Consider the following 15,836-nt stretch of genomic DNA (forward strand, 5'->3'; position numbering starts at 1 on the left):
CCAGAGCCGCCGTAGGTTGGGTTGAGCGCAGCGAAGCCCAACATCGCCCCGGAGTCGCCAATGTTGGGCTTCGACGGTAGAGCCCTCTCAACCCAACCTACGGGCCGCAGTAGCGTGGAAAACGGCGTAGCCTTTTCCACTGGAACAGCGTGGCGAGGAATACCCTCACCCCAGCCTTCTCCCAAGGAGAGAGGGGGTTGGCCGAGCAGGCGTTCATCGCCATCCGCCCTGGCCAAAGCGCGATCAATCGTCGGGGCCCGTTCCATCGGCGCACCGCCACGGCTGCGATAATCCCCGTGCCAGATCTGATCGCGGCCATGGGCCGCTCCTACAGGCTATCTGGCTGCTGTAGGAGCGGCCGCGCTGCGCCCTACCCGCCCATGGCCGTCCGAATATCCGCCGCCAGTTCCAGTACCCGCGCCTCTTCGGTGTCCCAGGAGCACATGAAACGCGCCCCGCCGCTGCCGATGAAGGTGTAGAAGCGCCAACCGCGGTTGCGCAGGAATTCCAGCGCCGGTTCCGAGAGCTGCAGGAATACCGAATTGGCTTCCACCGGGAACATGAAGTCCACCCCGGGCACGTCGCGAACGCGCTCGGCCAGCAACTGGGCCATGGCGTTGGCATGGCGGGCGTGGCGCAGCCAGGTGTCGTTTTCCAGCACGCCCAGCCAGGGCGCGGAGAGGAATCTCATCTTGGAGGCCAGCTGGCCGGCCTGCTTGCAGCGGTATTCGAAGTCCTCGGCCAGTTCGCGATTGAAGAAGAGGATGGCCTCCCCCACCGCCATGCCGCTCTTGGTACCGCCAAAGCAGAGCACGTCGACGCCGGCCTTCCAGGTCACCTCGGCCGGGGTGCAGCCCAGGCCGGCCACGGCGTTGGAAAAGCGCGAGCCGTCCATGTGCAGGTGCAGGCCGAGGTCGCGGCAGGTGGCGCTGATGGCCTGCAGTTCGTTGAGGCCATAGAGGGTGCCTACCTCGGTAGCCTGGGTGACGGTCACCGCGCGCGGTTTGGGAAAGTGGATGTCGGCGCGCTTGGTGGCGATCTGCTGGATGGCGCCCGGCGTCAGCTTGCCCTGATGGGCCGGAGCCAGCAGCAGCTTGGAGCCGTTGGAAAAGAACTCCGGCGCGCCGCATTCGTCGGTCTCGACGTGGGCGGTATCGGAGCAGATCACGCTGTGGTAGCTCTGGCACAGCGCCGCCAGGGCCAGGGAGTTGGCCGCGGTGCCGTTGAAGGCGAAGAACACCTCGCAGTCGGTCTCGAACAGCTGGCGGAAGCGATCGGCGGCGCGCGCCGTCCAGGTGTCGTTGCCATAGGCGGTCTCGTGGCCGACGTTGGCCGCGGCCATGGCGGCCCAGGCTTCCGGGCAGATGCCGGAATAGTTGTCACTGGCGAATTGCTGGGCGTTGCTGCTCATCGGGCAGTCCTCGCGACGGGTTCGGTGCGGGCCAGCAGCCAGTCGCGCGCGGCGCCCTCGACCAGCGGCAGCACGCGGCGGCGGACCTCGGCGTGATAGCCATCCAGCCAGTCCAGCTCGTCGCTGCGCAGCAGGGCCAGATCCAGGCAGCGGGTGTCCAGCGGACAGAGCGTCAGGGTCTCGAAGGCCAGGAAATCGCCGAATTCGGTGGTTTCCGCACTCGTGCACAAGAGCAGGTTTTCCAGCCGCACGCCCCACTGGCCGGGCCGATAGATGCCCGGTTCGTTGGAGGTGATCATGCCCTCGCGCAGCACATGGTGCGGGGTGACCGTGGCATAGAAGGAAATCGACTGCGGTCCCTCGTGCACATTGAGGAAATAACCCACGCCGTGACCGGTGCCGTGGCCGTAGTCGATGCCGGCGGCCCAGATCGGCTCGCGCGCCAGGGCATCGAGCATCGGCGCGGCGACGCCGGCCGGGAAGCGCGCTCGCGACAGCGCCAGCATGCCCTTGAGCACCAGGGTGAAGTCGCGGCGCTGGGCGGCGCTGGGGGTGCCGATGGGCACCACCCGGGTGATGTCGGTGGTGCCGCCCAGGTACTGGCCGCCGCTGTCGATCAGCAGCAGGCCGTCGCCCTGGAGCTCGGCATGGGCCTCCTCGGTGGCGCGGTAATGCGGCAGGGCGCCGCCGGCATTGAAGCCGGCGATGGTGGCGAAGCTCAGGGAGACGAAGTTCGGCCGGGCGGCGCGGGCTTCGCTCAGCCAGTCGTCCACGGTCAGCTCGGTGAGGCGCTCGCCGCGGGCCAGGGCCGCCTCGAAGCGGGCGAAGAAGACGCACAGCGCCGCGCCATCCTCTTCCATGGCGGTACGCACCTGGGCCACTTCCGCGGCGGTCTTGCAGGCCTTGAGCAGGGTCGAGGGATTGATCTGCTCGCGCCGCTCGACACCCTGGGGCGCGGCCTCGGCCAGCCCCAGGGTGACCCGCGCCGGGTCCACCAGCAGGCGACTACCCGCCGGCAGGCTGGCCAGTTCGGCGGCGGCCTGGTGGTAGTCGGCCAGGGTCACGCCGTCCGCTTCCAGGGCCGTGCGGATCTCGGCCGGCACCTTGGCCGGGTCGATGAACAGCTGGCAGCTGTCCTTGCCCAGCAACAGATGGGCGAGGAACACCGGGTTGTAGGGCACATCCGCCCCACGCAGGTTGAGCAGCCAGGCGATGTCGTCCAGCGAAGAGATGAAATGCCAGGCAGTGCCGGCCTCGGCCATTGCCTGGCGCACCTGGGCGAGCTTGGCGCTGCGCGGCTGAGGCGCATGGGGCGCCGCATGGGCATAGACCGGCGCGACCGGCAGCGCAGGGCGCCCGGTCCAGATCGTCGCCAGCGGATCGAGGTCGGTCCGCAGCCGGATACCCTTGGGTTCCAGTGCCCGGCGCAGGGCCGCCGCGGCGCCGAGCGACAGCACTTGGCCGTCCACCAATACCGTACCGCCCGCGGGCACCTGCTCGGCCAGCCACTGCAGATGGGCCTGGGACTGGCTGGCGACCTGCTTCATCAGATCGATGCCGCTGTCCGCCAGCTCCTGGGCGGCCTGTTCCCAGTAGCGGCTGTCGGTCCAGACGCCAGCGGCCTGGCGTGTTACCAGCAGCAGCCCGGCGGAGCCGGTGAAACCGGACAACCAGGCGCGGCCCTGCCAGTGTTCCGGCAGGTATTCGGACAGATGGGGATCGGCGCTGGGGATCAGGCAGGCATCGGCGTCCTGCTCGGCCAGGAAGGCCCGCAGGTCGGCAAGTCGTTGAGCGGAAATGGCGGTCATGAGCACCTCGACAAGGTCAGGGGCCCAGTGTGCCGCAGATATAAAAAAGCCGCACCCGAAGGGTGCGGCGGAGAAAGACCAAAGGAGCAAGGAGGGGTGGTCTTTCGAAAGCGGAGCGGCTCAGCGACGCGCGTCGGCGGCGGGAGCGGCCTGATCGCCGTAGTGCTGCATGGCGGCATGATTCTGATCGACCAGCTTGTATCTCAGGCTGGGATTGTCGTCGGCAGCGGCGAACTGGGCGGCGGTCAGGGTGGCAAGGGTCAGCACGAGGGCGGACAGAGAACGTTTCATGGCGAACTCCTAACAGGTCATGTTCATCGGGGTACAGGACCATTCTAGGTAAAGAACGCAGCCTAATAAATAGTATGCTAACTAAATCACTGTTACAAAACCCGCAACAAGCTCTGCCTTGGTGCTTGTCTGAAAAGTCGCCGAGCGAAGGTTAGGCAAGGCAAAAATCCGCGAGGAAGCGGACCGGGCTGGCGATCCAGCGGATCTTTAACGTCGCATGGCCGAGCGCAGGCGCTTTTCAGACAAAGCCTAGTCCTTGGCCCAGTAGCGCTGGTCTTCCAGCACCCGGTTCTCCAGTTGCAGGCGCTCGGGCAATTCCTCCTTGAGGAAGTCGATCCAGGTCTTGATCTTGGCGTCGAGAAAGCGCCGCGAGGGATAGAGCGCATGGATGTTGCGCTCGCGCAGGCGGAAGTTGGGCAGCAGCCGCACCAGACTGCCATCGCGCAGGTAGTTGACCGCGATGTAGCTGGGCAGCAGGCAGATGCCCATGCCCTGGCGGGCCACGCTGGCCAGGGCCTCGGCGACGTTGACCTGGAAGACATAGCGCGGCGCGACCTGCTGCTCGCCGTCCTCGCCGGCGAAGACCCAGCGTTCGGAGAAGTTCGGATCCATCAGGCGCAGGCAGTCGTGCTCGGCAAGATCGGCGGGCACCTTGGGCGCCGGACGCTGCGCCAGGTAGCTGGGCGCCGCGCAGACCACGCTGTAGACACCGCCGAGACGCTGGGCGACGAAATCCGAATCGGCCAGTTCGGTATCCAGGGTGATGGCGATGTCATGCCCATCCTCCAGCAGCGCCGGATGGTTCTGCGAGAGCGTCATGACGATCTCGACATGGGGATAGCGCGTGCAGAAGCGTGACACCAGGGGCGCCAGCAACTGGGTGCCCAGGCCGGTCATGGAATGCAGCCGCAGATGGCCATGGGGCTTGAGATGGGCGCCGCTGGCTTCGGCTTCGGCTTCGCCGACGTCCTGCAGGATGCGTCGGCAGCGTTCGAGGTAGCGCTCGCCTGCCTCGGTCAGCGCCAGGCGCCGGGTGGTGCGGTGCAGCAGCCGGGTCTGCAGGTGGCTTTCCAGTTCCGCCAGCAGGCGCGACACCTGGGCGGTAGACAGGGCGAGGGTGTGGGCGGCAGCCGTGAGACTCCCCAGATCCACCACCCGGACGAAGATGCGCATGCCTTGGAAAATATCCATTATTGCCTTTTTCGCAATGGAGTTTCGTCAAGCCGTCACTTTATTGAAAAAGTCGCACGCACGATAGTGGTGCGGTGAGCTGCTGTGGATTCGACATTCTGACCGCGCGAATCCTTCCCTCCGGCAGTGGCTCCTTGGATAGCTCCTTGCGGCCTTCTGGCAGATGTCTCCCCTGGAGACCTCCGCCAGAAGGCCGTTTTTTTGCCCTACCGCTTCGTTCATCGCCCCTCACGGCCCGGCTCGCGAATGCGATAGCTGGCGATGTACAGCGCCGGCAGGAACAGCAGGGTCAACAGGGTCGCCGCGACGATGCCGCCGATCATGGCGTAGGCCATGGGCCCCCAGAACACCTCGCGGGCGATGGGAATCATGCCCAGGCTGGCCGCCGCGGCGGTCAGCAGGATCGGCCGGCGGCGGTGCCGGGTGGCTTCCACCACGGCGTCCCAGGGCGAGCGACCGGCCTGTTCGAAGGCGTCGATCTGGGTCACCAGGATCACCGAGTTGCGGATGATGATGCCGATCAGCGCCAGCACCCCGAGGATGGCGACGAAGCCCAGCGGCTGACCGAAGGGGATCAGGCCCAGCACCACGCCGATCAGACCGAGGGGCGCCACGCTCGCCACCAGGAACAGCTTGCGGATGCTGTGCAGCTGGATCATCAGGAAGGTGGCCATGAGGAACAGCATCAGCGGCACCACCTCGGCGATCGGGCCCTGGGCCTTGCTGCTCTCCTCCACCGTCCCACCCACCGCCACCTGGTAGCGCGGCGGCAGCTTGGCGATGAAGGCATCCACGTCCGGTTGCAGCTGCTTGACCAGATCCGGCGCCTGGATCTCGCTGAGGATCGAGGCCTTGAGGGTAATGGTGGGCAGCCGATCGCGGCGCCACACCAGCGGCTGCTCCAGGGCGTAGTCGATACGGGCGAAAGCCTTGAGCGGTACCGCGACGCCCTGGGGCGTCATGATCTGCAGATTCTCCAGGGTTTCCACCGAGCGCCGCTCGGCCTCGCTGGCCCGCGCCACCACATTGACCAGGTAGATGTCGTCGCGTACCTGGGTCACCGGGGTACCGGTCACCACGCCATTGAGGATCTGCGCCACGTTCTGGGAGGAGAAGCCCAGCTGCCGCGCCTTGTCCTGGTTGACCTCGACCTTGAGCATCCGCGCCGGCTCGTTCCAGTCGTAGAGGAAGTCGCCCAGCTGGGGACTCTTGCCCAGCACACTGGCCAGCGCCAGCGCCTGGCGGCGTACCTCGGCGACGTCGGGGCCACTGATGCGGTACTGGATCGGCCGACCCACCGGCGGACCCATCTCCAGCGGCTGGACGTAGCCGGACAGGCCGACGAAGTCCTGGCGCAGCCGCTGCTTGAGCTTGGGCAGCAGGCGATTGCGCGCCTCCAGGTCCTTGGCCACCAGGATCACCTGGCCATAGAAGGGATTCTCCAGCTGCTGGTCCAGCGGCAGATAGAAGCGCACCGCGCCCTGGCCGACATAGGAACTCCAGTGGGCCACGTCCGGATCGTCGGCCAGGGTTTTCTCGAATCTGTCCATCTGCGCGCGGGTGGCGTCGAGGGAGGCGTTCTGCGGCAGGTTGAAGTCGATCAGCAGTTCGGGTCGATCCGAGGACGGGAAGAACTGGTTCTGCACGAACTTCATGGCGAACAGCGCCGCGGCGAACAGCAGCACCGTGAGGCCGATGGTCAGCCAGCGATGGCGCATGGCGCCCAGCAACAGGCCGTCGGACCAGCGAGCCAGGCGGCCGGGCTGGTCGTGGTCCTTCTGCTTCACCTTCTTCGGCAGGATGTGCACGCCGATCACCGGCGAAAAGAACACCGCGACGATCCAGGACAAGAGCAGCGCCACGGCGATCACCGCGAACAGGGTGAAGGTGTACTGGCCGGCGCTGCTGGAGTTGAGCCCGATGGGCACGAAGCCGGCCACCGTCACCAGGGTGCCGGTGAGCATGGGAAAGGCGGTCGACTCGTAGGCGAAGGTCGCCGAGCGGTGCAGCGACTCGCCCTCCTCGCGCTTGGTCACCATCATCTCCACGGTGATCATGGCGTCGTCCACCAGCAGACCGAGGGCGATGATCAGGGCGCCCAGGGAGATCCGCTGCATGGTGATGCCGCTGTACTCCATGAAGACGAACACCAGCGCCAGGGTCAGGGGGATCGACAGCGCCACCACCAGGCCGGCGCGCACGCCGAGACTGATGAAGCTCACCACCAGCACGATGATGACCGCCTCGAACAGCGCCCGGGTAAAGCCGCCGACGGCCTTTTCCACCACCTGCGCCTGGTTGGAGACCACGTGCACGCCGATGCCCACTGGCAGGTCGGCCGTCAGCTCCTGCATCTTTTCGGTAAGCGCCTTGCCAAAGGTCTGGATATTGCCGCCGCTGCTCATGGCGATGGCCAGGCCAATGGCCGGCTGGCCGTTGTAGCGAAACAGCGAACTGGGCGGATCGGCGTAGCCACTGCGGATGTCGGCCAGGTCGGTGAGCCGATAGAAGCGGTCGTCGATGCGCAGATTGACGGCGGCCAGGTCGGCGGTGGAGCGGAATTCGCCACTGGTGCGCACGCTGATGCGCTCGGCGCCGGATTCGATGGTCCCCGAGGGGGTCACCGCATTCTGCTGTTGCAGACTCTGCATCACCTGGCGCTGGTCGATGCCCAGGGCCGCCAGCTTGCGGGTGGAGAAGTCCAGGTAGATGACCTCGTTCTCCGCGCCGATCAGCTGCACCTTGCCGATGCCCGGCACGCTGCGGATCTCGCGGCGCACCTGCTCTACCTGGTCGCGCAGCTGGCGCATGCTGAAGCCGTCGCCGGTGAAGGCATAGATGCTGCCGAAGACGTCGCCGAATTCGTCGTTGAAGGCCGGTCCCTGGATGCCCTGGGGGAATTCGCCCTGGATGTCCGAGACCTTCTTGCGCACCTGGTACCAGATGTCGGGAATCGCCTTGGCCGGCGTGGTGTCACGCAGATAGACGAATACCGTGGACTGGCCCGGTCGGGTGAAGCTCTTGGTGTAGTCCAGCGAATCCAGCTCTTCGAGCTTCTTTTCCACCCGCTCGGTGACCTGCCGCAGGGTCTCCTCGGTGGTCGCCCCCGGCCAGCGGGTCTGGATGACCATGGTCTTGATGGCAAAGGACGGGTCTTCCTCGCGCCCCAGCTTCATGTAGGAGAAGACGCCCATCAGCAGGGCGACGAACATCAGGTACCAGACGAAGGACTGGTGGCGCAGCGCCCAGTCCGACAGGTTGAAGCCTTTCATGGCCGAGCGCCCTCCTGATCCTTCACCCGCTGTCCCTCCTCGAGACTGTTCACCCCTGCCGTCACCACCCGCTCACCCGCCTTCAGGCCGTTGCCGATCCACGCCAGGCCAGCGGCCTCGCGCAGCACCTCGACCGGACGCTGGCGCACCTGCGCCTGCTCGCCCTGGCCTGCCACCACCCAGACCAGGGTCTGGCCATTCTGGCGCCGCAGCGCCTGGATCGGCAGCGGCAGGCCCGCGGCCGGTGGCGACTCCAGCTCGCCCTGCACCAGGCTGCCGATGCGCAGCGCGGCTGGCGGCTCATCCAGGGTCAGGCGCACCCGCCGGGTACGGGTGGTGGCATCGGCCTGGGGCTCGATCTCGCGCACCCGGCCCTGCACCGCCACCTCGGGATCCAGGGCCATGCGCACGGTCAGGACGCGCCCCGGGGTCAGCTGGCCGATGGCCTGGGCCGGCAGATCCAGGACCGCCTCGCGAACATCCGGCCGGGCGACCCGTACCACCGGCTGACCGGCGGACACCACCTGGCCGACTTCGGCCTGCCAGGCGGTGATCACCCCGTCGAAATCACTCTGGAGTTCGGCATAGTTGCGCTGGTCGCGAGCCTGGCGCTCGGCGCTCTGGGCCTGCTCGCGGGAGGCTTCCAGGGTATGCAGCCGGGTCAGCGCCTGGTCCAGCTGGGAGCGCGAGCCGACCCCCTGGTCGAACAGCTGCTGCTGGCGCCGCGCATCGTTGCGCGCATCGCGCCACTGGGCGTCGGCATCGGCGGTCTGGCCCTGGCGGCTGCGCAGGGCATTGTCCTGATCGGTGGGGTCCAGTGCCGCCAGCAACTGGCCACGCCGCACCGGCTGACCCACGTCCAGCAGCCGGCGGGTCATGCGGCCGCCGACGCGAAAGCCCAGCACGCTCTCGTAGCGCGCCTGGATGCTGCCGGCGAAGACTTCGCGCCCGGGCGGCGGGGCACTGAGGGTCAGGGTCGCCACCGGCCGGATCGGCGGCGGCGGGGCCTCGTCGTCGGAACAGCCGGCCAGGACCAGCAGCAGGCAGAGCGGCAGCAGAGGCTTCATGGCCACACCTCGTTGAAGGCGGAGCGCTCGGCGAGCTCGACCTTCTGCCCGGGACTGAGCGCCTGGCCACCGGCGACCACGATGCGGTCACCGGCCTTGAGCCCGTCGCTGACGATGATGCTGTCACGGGTGTAGCGCTCGATGCGCAGCGGCTGCAGGCTGACCCGGCCATCGTCATTGAGGCGCCAGGCGGCGGGCTGTTCGGTGGTGCCATTGAGCGCCGTCCAGGGCAGGGCGAAGCCCTGCTCGGCCACGCCCTCCAGTTGGGCGTTGACCACCGCGCCCAGGGTCATGGCCGCTGGCGGTCGATCGAGTTGCACCTTGATGCGCACCGTGCCGCTGCTGGCCACCGTCGGCGCGATTTCGCGCAGGGTGCCCCGGGTCGCGATCGCCGGTTGCGCCTGCAGGATGACGGGCAGGGTCTGGCCGACCTTGAGTTCGCGGGCCAGGGACTCGTAGAGATCGAAGACGGCGTCGAGCTCGCCACTCACCGCCAGATCGAAGATCGCCGCCCCGGCCTGTACCACCTGCCCGGCTTCGGCATGGCGGGCGGTCAGCACCCCGGCGGCGCTGGCGCGCAGTTCGGTGTAGCCGAGTTGCTTGCGGGCATCGTCGCGCTGGGCCATGGCGGTCTGCAGAGCGCTGCGCGCGCCATCGAGGGTGGCCTGGGCCTGGTCGTACTGACTGCGACTGGTGTAACCCTTGGGCAGCAGCGCGGCCTGGCGCTCGAAGTCCAGCCGTGCCAGCCGCGTACGGGCTTCCTGGGCCTCAACCTGGGCCTGGGCGGCGGCCAGGTTGTTGCGCAGATCCTGGGGATCCAGCCGGGCCAGCACCTGGCCCTCGCGCACGCGATCACCGACGTCCGCCAGCCGTTCGCTGATCTTGCCACTCACCCGAAAGCCGAGCGGCGCCTGGACACGTGCCTGGATATCGCCGGTGAAGGGGATGCGCTGGCTATCCCGTATCGGACTCAGCTGCGCCACCACCACCCGTGCCAGTTCCTCGGTGGGGGGTTGCTCCTGGGAGCAGCCCGGTAACAGCGTTACCAGGGTCAGAGCAGCCGTTACCTGGCAGAGGCGAGCAAGGCGGAGAGCCCTCATGATTGTCCTTGTTGGTGGAAGAGGCGCGATCTGCGAACTGACCACGCGCGCCGCAGGGGGTTCGTCTGACGAATTGTCAGGTGCCTGACGCCACTTGGGAAGCGCTACACCGAGGGCCAGGTGCAAACGCCTGCTACCGGAGCGGCGACTTACCCACAAATGTTCACAAATGCCCTGGAACCCGGCATTCCGGGCGGCAGTCAACTGAGATGTGCGCTGTGGACCTGTCCGTCTGCAGCTGATGCCCGCCGCCCTTCCGCTGCGGGCCCCATCGGATACACAGGTTCATTTCGACGAGGCCGAACTCATGAAAAAGCTGCTGATCACCTCTACCGCTGCTGTGATGCTGTCGATGGCCACGGGTGTCTTCGCGGCTGATCCCTCCAAGAGCGCCACGGCCGTCAATGGCGCCGCCACCACCGAGGTGCCGGGCAAGACTACCGTCAAAGGGGGTGCCGACGGCGCTGCCGAGGTGCCCTTCAAGAGCGACAAGCCCAACAAGGTCGACGCCCGCAACCAGAACAACATGCAGTAACCGCCCACCCCTGGCGGTAACGAAAAGCCCCGGCATGCCGGGGCTTTTTGCTGTCCGCTGTCCGGACGGCAGACAAAACAAACCCCGCCGAAGCGGGGTCTGTGGAAACTGTGCAGCTGCCGGGCTTAGCGCCAGAACGGCTTGTGCATTTCCTGGTAGCGCTGGGCCTCGGTGATACCGGCGTCAGCCAGCATACGGGTATCCAGCCGGGCCAGTTCATTGCGGCTGGCGATGCGACGCTGCCAGGTGGACAGGGTGGAGATAACGCGCAGGGCAGCGGGAACACGGGTGCTGGGCTTGGCGTTGTACAGCGAGGAACTGAAGGTGCGTTCCATGGTGGCTTTCCTTCCCGCTTGTGACGGGTACTGGTCATCGAATGGCGCCATTGTCTCGCCGGACGAGTGCTACCACCAGTAACAGTACAGGGAAAGGATCGCGGATCACCTTGCACACAATTGCAACTGTACTGCTGCAATTTGGGTCATTCTGTAACGTCTTGCACCATTGCAGTGCAAAATTTGGTTACCAGAGGGAACATCGCGAAGATAAGAGCTGTACAGTTGGCCGCGAGCCAACAAAACAGGAGTGCTGTTCTACCTGTTACCGCACCTGCTGTCCAGCCTGGAAATGCCTTCGTGCTCCAGAAAGGAGCGCTCCCAACGCCTGGCGACGTCGGAAGCTTCTCGCGATCAACGTGCGGCGGCAGCCAGATTCGGCGTAGCGGGCTGGCGACGGCCGACCCAGGTGCCGATGGCCACGACCACCAGTGCCAGCAGACCGGTCGCCAGGATCTCGAAGCGATGAGCGTCGCTGAACAGCATCACGGTCAGGGCGCCGACGATGAAGACGATCACCGCCCAGGTCAGCCAGGGGAACAGCCACATGCGGAATTCCAGGTGCTCGCCGCGGGCCATCAGCTTGCGTCTCAGGCGCAGCTGGGTCACGGCGATCACCAGGTAGACCAGCAGGGCCACGGCGCCGGAGGTGGACAGCAGGAAGCTGAACACCGCCTCGGGCATGGTGTAGTTGGCGATGGTGGTGAGGAAGCCCACCGCCGTGCTGGCCAGCACCGCGGCCCGCGGTACACCGCTGCTGGAGGCGCGCCCCAGCTTGGCCGGGGCATCGCCACGGCGAGCCAGGGAATAGAGCATGCGCGACGCGGTATAGAGCGCCGAGTTCAGGCAGCTGGCCACGGCGACCAGCACCACGCAGTCGACGATCAGCTTGGCGTTGGGGATCGACAGGATCTCCAGGGCACGCTGATAGGAACCCACCAGCGGCAGCTGGGCATCGTTCCAGGGCACCATGGACACCACCAGGAAGATGGAGACCAGATAGAACAGCGCGATCCGCCAGATCACCGAGTTGGTGGCCCTGCTGATCTGCCGCGACGGGTCCTTGGACTCGGCGGCGGCGATGGTGACGATCTCGGTCCCCATGAAGCTGAACATGGTGGTCAGCAGGGCGCCCAGCACCGCGCCGAAGCCATTGGGCATGAAGCCGCCGGTATGGGCCATCAGGTTGCTCAGGCCACTGACCTCGCGACCCGGCAGGGCGCCGACCAGGGCTGCCGCGCCCAGGGCGATGAAGGCGACGATGGCGATGACCTTGAGCAGGGCGAACCAGAATTCGAACTCGCCGTACTTGGCGACGCTGAACAGGTTGGTCACGGTCAGGATGCCGGTGATGATCAGGGCGAACTGCCAGGTGGCGATCGCCGGGAACCAGGCACTGAGGATGGCCGCGGCGGCCACCGCCTCCAGCGGAATCACCAGCACCCAGAACCACCAGTACAGCCAGCCGATGGTAAAGCCGGCCCAGCGACCGATGCCCTGCTGCGCATAAGAAGAAAAGGAACCGGTATCGGGCGAGGCGACGGCCATTTCACCCAGCATGCGCATGACCAGCACCACCAGGGTGCCGGCCAGGGCATAGGCCAGCAGTACGGCCGGACCGGCCGCGGCGATGGCATGACCGGAGCCGACGAACAGACCGGCACCGATTACCCCGGCAATGGACAACATGGTCACGTGGCGCGGTTTGAGCGCCGGAGAAAGGTTGCATTCTACGTTGGACATAAGGTGTTACCTGACAACGGAAAGCCTCCCAAGTGCAACTTGCGCGCCATCCCCGCTGAAATCGGCACAAAATGAACTCAAAGGGTGCAATGCCTCGCGGGAAGCGGCGAAAAAGCGGCGTTCCACCGAGCTATCGCACTAACCATCTGATGTGCAAAGTGATTTCTTTTAAGCGCGCAAGTCTGATCGGCCTGCTTCGTTAGGTATCACCTTGTGCAACTTGCACTCTTATGGTGCTCGCAAAGGTGGAACCTTAGGTAACTCAGGCGGGACCTGAGTGCCAGCGTCCCGCTCCGCGCGGCCGGAAATGCCGCCCACAGCGGAAAGATCGCCGTGCCTGGAGCGTCGCGACCGGTCGTCGTCGCACCAGGATCATCCGAGGCCGCGCCCTGCACGCTTTTTACGTCGCGACAGGAGCGAGGGAACTTGCCGGGCTGCGTGGCCTCTGCACACCTGCGACAAAATGTAACCGCGGCCAGTGGATATTGGTAATATTCCAACATATTAGCTAGCTAACCATAAGCCCTGCGGTTTCACGTCGGGCACCTGATGAGACCCCGACCATGTCCGCAGACGATTCCGTCCCGGCCCGCCGCGACTTCCTGCGCAAGTCCCTGAGCCTGATTCCCGTGGTTGCCCTGGCGGGCGGTGCCCCCGCGGGCCTAGCCCTCGCCGCATCCACCCCGGAAAGCAAGCCGGGCAGCAGTCCGCGCGCCGACCACTATCAACCGGTGTTCTTCACCGCCGAGGAATGGGCCTTCGTGCAGGCCGCGGTGGCCCGGCTGATTCCAGCGGACGAACTCGGCCCGGGCGCGCTGGAAGCCGGCGCGCCGGAATTCATTGACCGGCAGATGCAGACCGCCTATGCCCGCGGCGGCCTCTGGTACATGCAGGGTCCCTTCGCCGTCGATGCCGCACCGGAGATGGGCTACCAGAGTCGCCTGGTACCCCAGGACCTCTATCGACTGGGCATCGCCGCGGTGGATCGCTGGACCCGTCAGCAGCACGGCAAGGTCTTCGCCGAGCTGGCACCCGCCGAGCAGGACGCGGCCCTCGAGGCCCTGGAAGGCGGTGACGCCGCGCTCGAGGGCGTGCCGGCCAGGCTGTTCTTCGCCCAGCTGCTGCAGAACACCAAGGAGGGCTTCTATTGCGATCCGCTGCATGGCGGCAACAAGCAGCTGGTCGGCTGGAAGCTGGTGAATTTTCCCGGCGCCCGCGCCGACTTCATGGACTGGGTGGAGCGCGACGAGCGCTATCCGCTGCCGCCGGTCTCCATTCGCGGGGAGCGCGGTTGATGGCCAAGGTATTGCCCAGCAAGCAGGTAGTGATCGTCGGTTTCGGCTGGACCGGCGCCATCATGGCCAAGGAACTGACCGAGGCCGGCCTGGACGTGGTGGCCCTGGAACGCGGCAGCTACCGCGACACCTATCCCGACGGCTCCTACCCACAGGTGATCGACGAACTCACCTACAGCATCCGCAAGAAGCTGTTCGTCGATGTCTCCAAGGAAACCGTCACCATCCGCCACAACGTCAACGACGTCGCCCTGCCCAACCGCCAGCTCGGTGTCTTCCTGCCCGGCGATGGCGTGGGCGGCGCCGGCCTGCACTGGTCGGGCGTGCACTTCCGCGTCGATCCGGTGGAGTTGCGCCTGCGCAGTCACTATGAAGAGCGCTACGGCAGGAAATTCATCCCCGACGGCATGACCATCCAGGACTTCGGCGTCAGCTACAGCGAGCTGGAGCCCTACTTCGACTTCGCCGAAAAGGTCTTTGGCACCTCGGGCACCGCTTGGAGCGTCAAGGGCCAGGTCGTAGGCGACGGCAAGGGCGGCAACCCCTATGCCGCGGATCGCTCCAGCGACTTCCCATTGCCGGCGCAAAAGAACACCGTCTCGGCGCAACTGTTCGAAAAGGCCGCGCGGGACGTGGGCTATCACCCCTACAACCTGCCCTCGGCCAACACCTCGGGGCCCTACACCAATCCCTATGGATGCCAGATGGGCCCCTGCAACTTCTGCGGCTACTGCAGCGGCTACGTCTGCTACATGTATTCCAAGGCCTCGCCGAATCTCAATATCCTGCCGGCGCTCAAGCAGGAGCCGCGCTTCGAGTTGCGCAGCCAGGCCCATGTGCTCAGGGTCAATCTCGACAGCACCGGCAAGAAGGCCACCGGGGTGACCTACCTGGATGCCCAGGGCCAGGAGCTGGAGCAGCCGGCCGACATCGTCATCCTCGCCGCCTTCCAGTTCAACAACGTGCGCCTGCTGCTGCTGTCGGGCATCGGCCAGCCCTATGACCCCAAGACCGGCGAGGGTGTGGTCGGGCGCAACTTCGCCTACCAGAACATGGCCACCATCAAGGCCTTCTTCCGCCAGGACCAGCACCACACCAATCCCTTCATCGGCGCCGGTGGCAATGGCGTGGCGGTGGACGACTTCAACGCCGACAACTTCGACCACGGTCCGCACGGCTTCGTCGGCGGCTCGCCCATGTGGGTCAACCAGGCCGGCACCCGGCCCATCGCCGGGGCGGCCAATCCGCCCGGCACGCCGCAGTGGGGCAGCGCCTGGAAAAAGGCCCAGGCTGGCTACTACAACCATCAGCTGTCGATGGACGCCCACGGTGCGCACCAGTCCTATCGCGACAACTACCTGGACCTGGACCCCACCTACCGTGACGCCTATGGCCAGCCGCTGCTGCGCATGACCTTCGACTGGAAGGACAACGACATCCGCATGACCCGCTTCATGGCCGCCAAGATGAGGAAGATCGCCGAGGCCATGAGCCCCGAGCACATCAGCGTCTCGGTCAAGGACTTCGGCGGTCACTTCAACACCGCCAGCTACCAGACCACCCACCTCAACGGTGGCGCCATCATGGGCACCGACCCCAAGACCAGCGCGGTCAATCGCTACCTGCAGAGCTGGGACGTGCACAACGTCTTCGTGCCGGGCGCCTCGGCCTTTCCCCAGGGTCTGGGCTACAACCCCACCGGCCTGGTGGCGGCCCTGACCTACTGGTCGGCGCGGGCCATCCGCGAGCAGTACCTGAAGAATCCAGGCCCGCTGGTGCAGGCATGAG

12 protein-coding genes are annotated in these 15,836 nt (G+C 66.2%); 3 read left to right on the top strand and 9 right to left on the bottom strand.

Annotated elements, in window-relative coordinates; translation table 11 throughout:
• Window positions 1-370 precede the first annotated feature (370 nt).
• The 7 genes from QE393_RS18770 to QE393_RS18800 all read right to left on the bottom strand — a co-directional run bounded on the left by QE393_RS18770 (window position 371) and on the right by QE393_RS18800 (window position 10,140).
• A complete protein-coding gene (locus QE393_RS18770; RefSeq protein WP_273806919.1) occupies window positions 371-1,411 on the bottom strand; it encodes a low specificity L-threonine aldolase in 1,041 nt (346 codons plus the stop codon).
• Window positions 1,408-3,219 (bottom strand): aminopeptidase P family protein, encoded by a 1,812-nt coding sequence (locus tag QE393_RS18775; protein WP_310044999.1) that lies wholly within the window; start codon window positions 3,217-3,219, stop codon window positions 1,408-1,410. Before QE393_RS18775 ends, QE393_RS18770 begins: the two co-directional genes overlap by 4 nt.
• A 120-nt stretch (window positions 3,220-3,339) precedes the next feature.
• Window positions 3,340-3,510 (bottom strand): hypothetical protein, encoded by a 171-nt coding sequence (locus QE393_RS18780; RefSeq protein ID WP_273806921.1) that lies wholly within the window; start codon window positions 3,508-3,510, stop codon window positions 3,340-3,342.
• A 249-nt stretch (window positions 3,511-3,759) separates the two neighbouring features.
• On the bottom strand, window positions 3,760-4,701 hold the full coding sequence (locus QE393_RS18785) for a LysR family transcriptional regulator (protein ID WP_310045001.1): 942 nt from the start codon (window positions 4,699-4,701) through the stop codon (window positions 3,760-3,762).
• A gap of 218 nt (window positions 4,702-4,919) precedes the next feature.
• Window positions 4,920-7,973, bottom strand: a complete 3,054-nt coding sequence (locus QE393_RS18790) for an efflux RND transporter permease subunit (RefSeq protein WP_273806923.1) — start codon at window positions 7,971-7,973, stop codon at window positions 4,920-4,922.
• Window positions 7,970-9,040, bottom strand: a complete 1,071-nt coding sequence (locus tag QE393_RS18795; RefSeq protein WP_310045003.1) for an efflux RND transporter periplasmic adaptor subunit — start codon at window positions 9,038-9,040, stop codon at window positions 7,970-7,972. The genes QE393_RS18790 and QE393_RS18795 overlap by 4 nt, the downstream gene beginning before the upstream one ends.
• The gene (locus QE393_RS18800) at window positions 9,037-10,140 is read right to left on the bottom strand and encodes an efflux RND transporter periplasmic adaptor subunit (protein ID WP_310045004.1); all 1,104 of its coding nucleotides are present in this window, start codon (window positions 10,138-10,140) and stop codon (window positions 9,037-9,039) included. The genes QE393_RS18795 and QE393_RS18800 overlap by 4 nt, the downstream gene beginning before the upstream one ends.
• 307 nt (window positions 10,141-10,447) lie before the next feature.
• On the opposite strand from QE393_RS18800, the gene QE393_RS18805 reads away from it, so the two are divergent.
• A complete protein-coding gene (locus tag QE393_RS18805; protein WP_273806926.1) occupies window positions 10,448-10,675 on the top strand; it encodes a hypothetical protein in 228 nt (75 codons plus the stop codon).
• Window positions 10,676-10,800: 125 nt separating this feature from the next.
• Here the strand turns inward: QE393_RS18805 and QE393_RS18810 are convergent, their stop codons facing one another.
• Window positions 10,801-11,010, bottom strand: coding sequence for a DUF1127 domain-containing protein (locus tag QE393_RS18810; protein ID WP_133860393.1), 210 nt, complete (start codon window positions 11,008-11,010; stop codon window positions 10,801-10,803).
• Window positions 11,011-11,364: 354 nt separating this feature from the next.
• Window positions 11,365-12,753 carry a GABA permease gene (gabP, locus tag QE393_RS18815; protein WP_273806927.1) on the bottom strand — a complete coding sequence of 463 codons (1,389 nt, stop codon included), beginning with the start codon at window positions 12,751-12,753 and terminating at the stop codon, window positions 11,365-11,367.
• Window positions 12,754-13,316: 563 nt separating this feature from the next.
• On the opposite strand from gabP, the gene QE393_RS18820 reads away from it, so the two are divergent.
• Entirely contained in the window at window positions 13,317-14,048 is a 732-nt protein-coding gene (locus QE393_RS18820) for a gluconate 2-dehydrogenase subunit 3 family protein (RefSeq protein ID WP_310045006.1), read from the top strand.
• Window positions 14,048-15,835 carry a GMC family oxidoreductase gene (locus tag QE393_RS18825; RefSeq protein WP_310045007.1) on the top strand — a complete coding sequence of 596 codons (1,788 nt, stop codon included), beginning with the start codon at window positions 14,048-14,050 and terminating at the stop codon, window positions 15,833-15,835. The genes QE393_RS18820 and QE393_RS18825 overlap by 1 nt, the downstream gene beginning before the upstream one ends.
• Window position 15,836: the final 1 nt, after the last annotated feature.

Origin of the sequence: Pseudomonas sp. SORGH_AS_0211 (assembly GCF_031453455.1) — a bacterium.
Classification (GTDB): Bacteria; Pseudomonadota; Gammaproteobacteria; order Pseudomonadales; family Pseudomonadaceae; genus Chryseomonas; species Chryseomonas aestiva.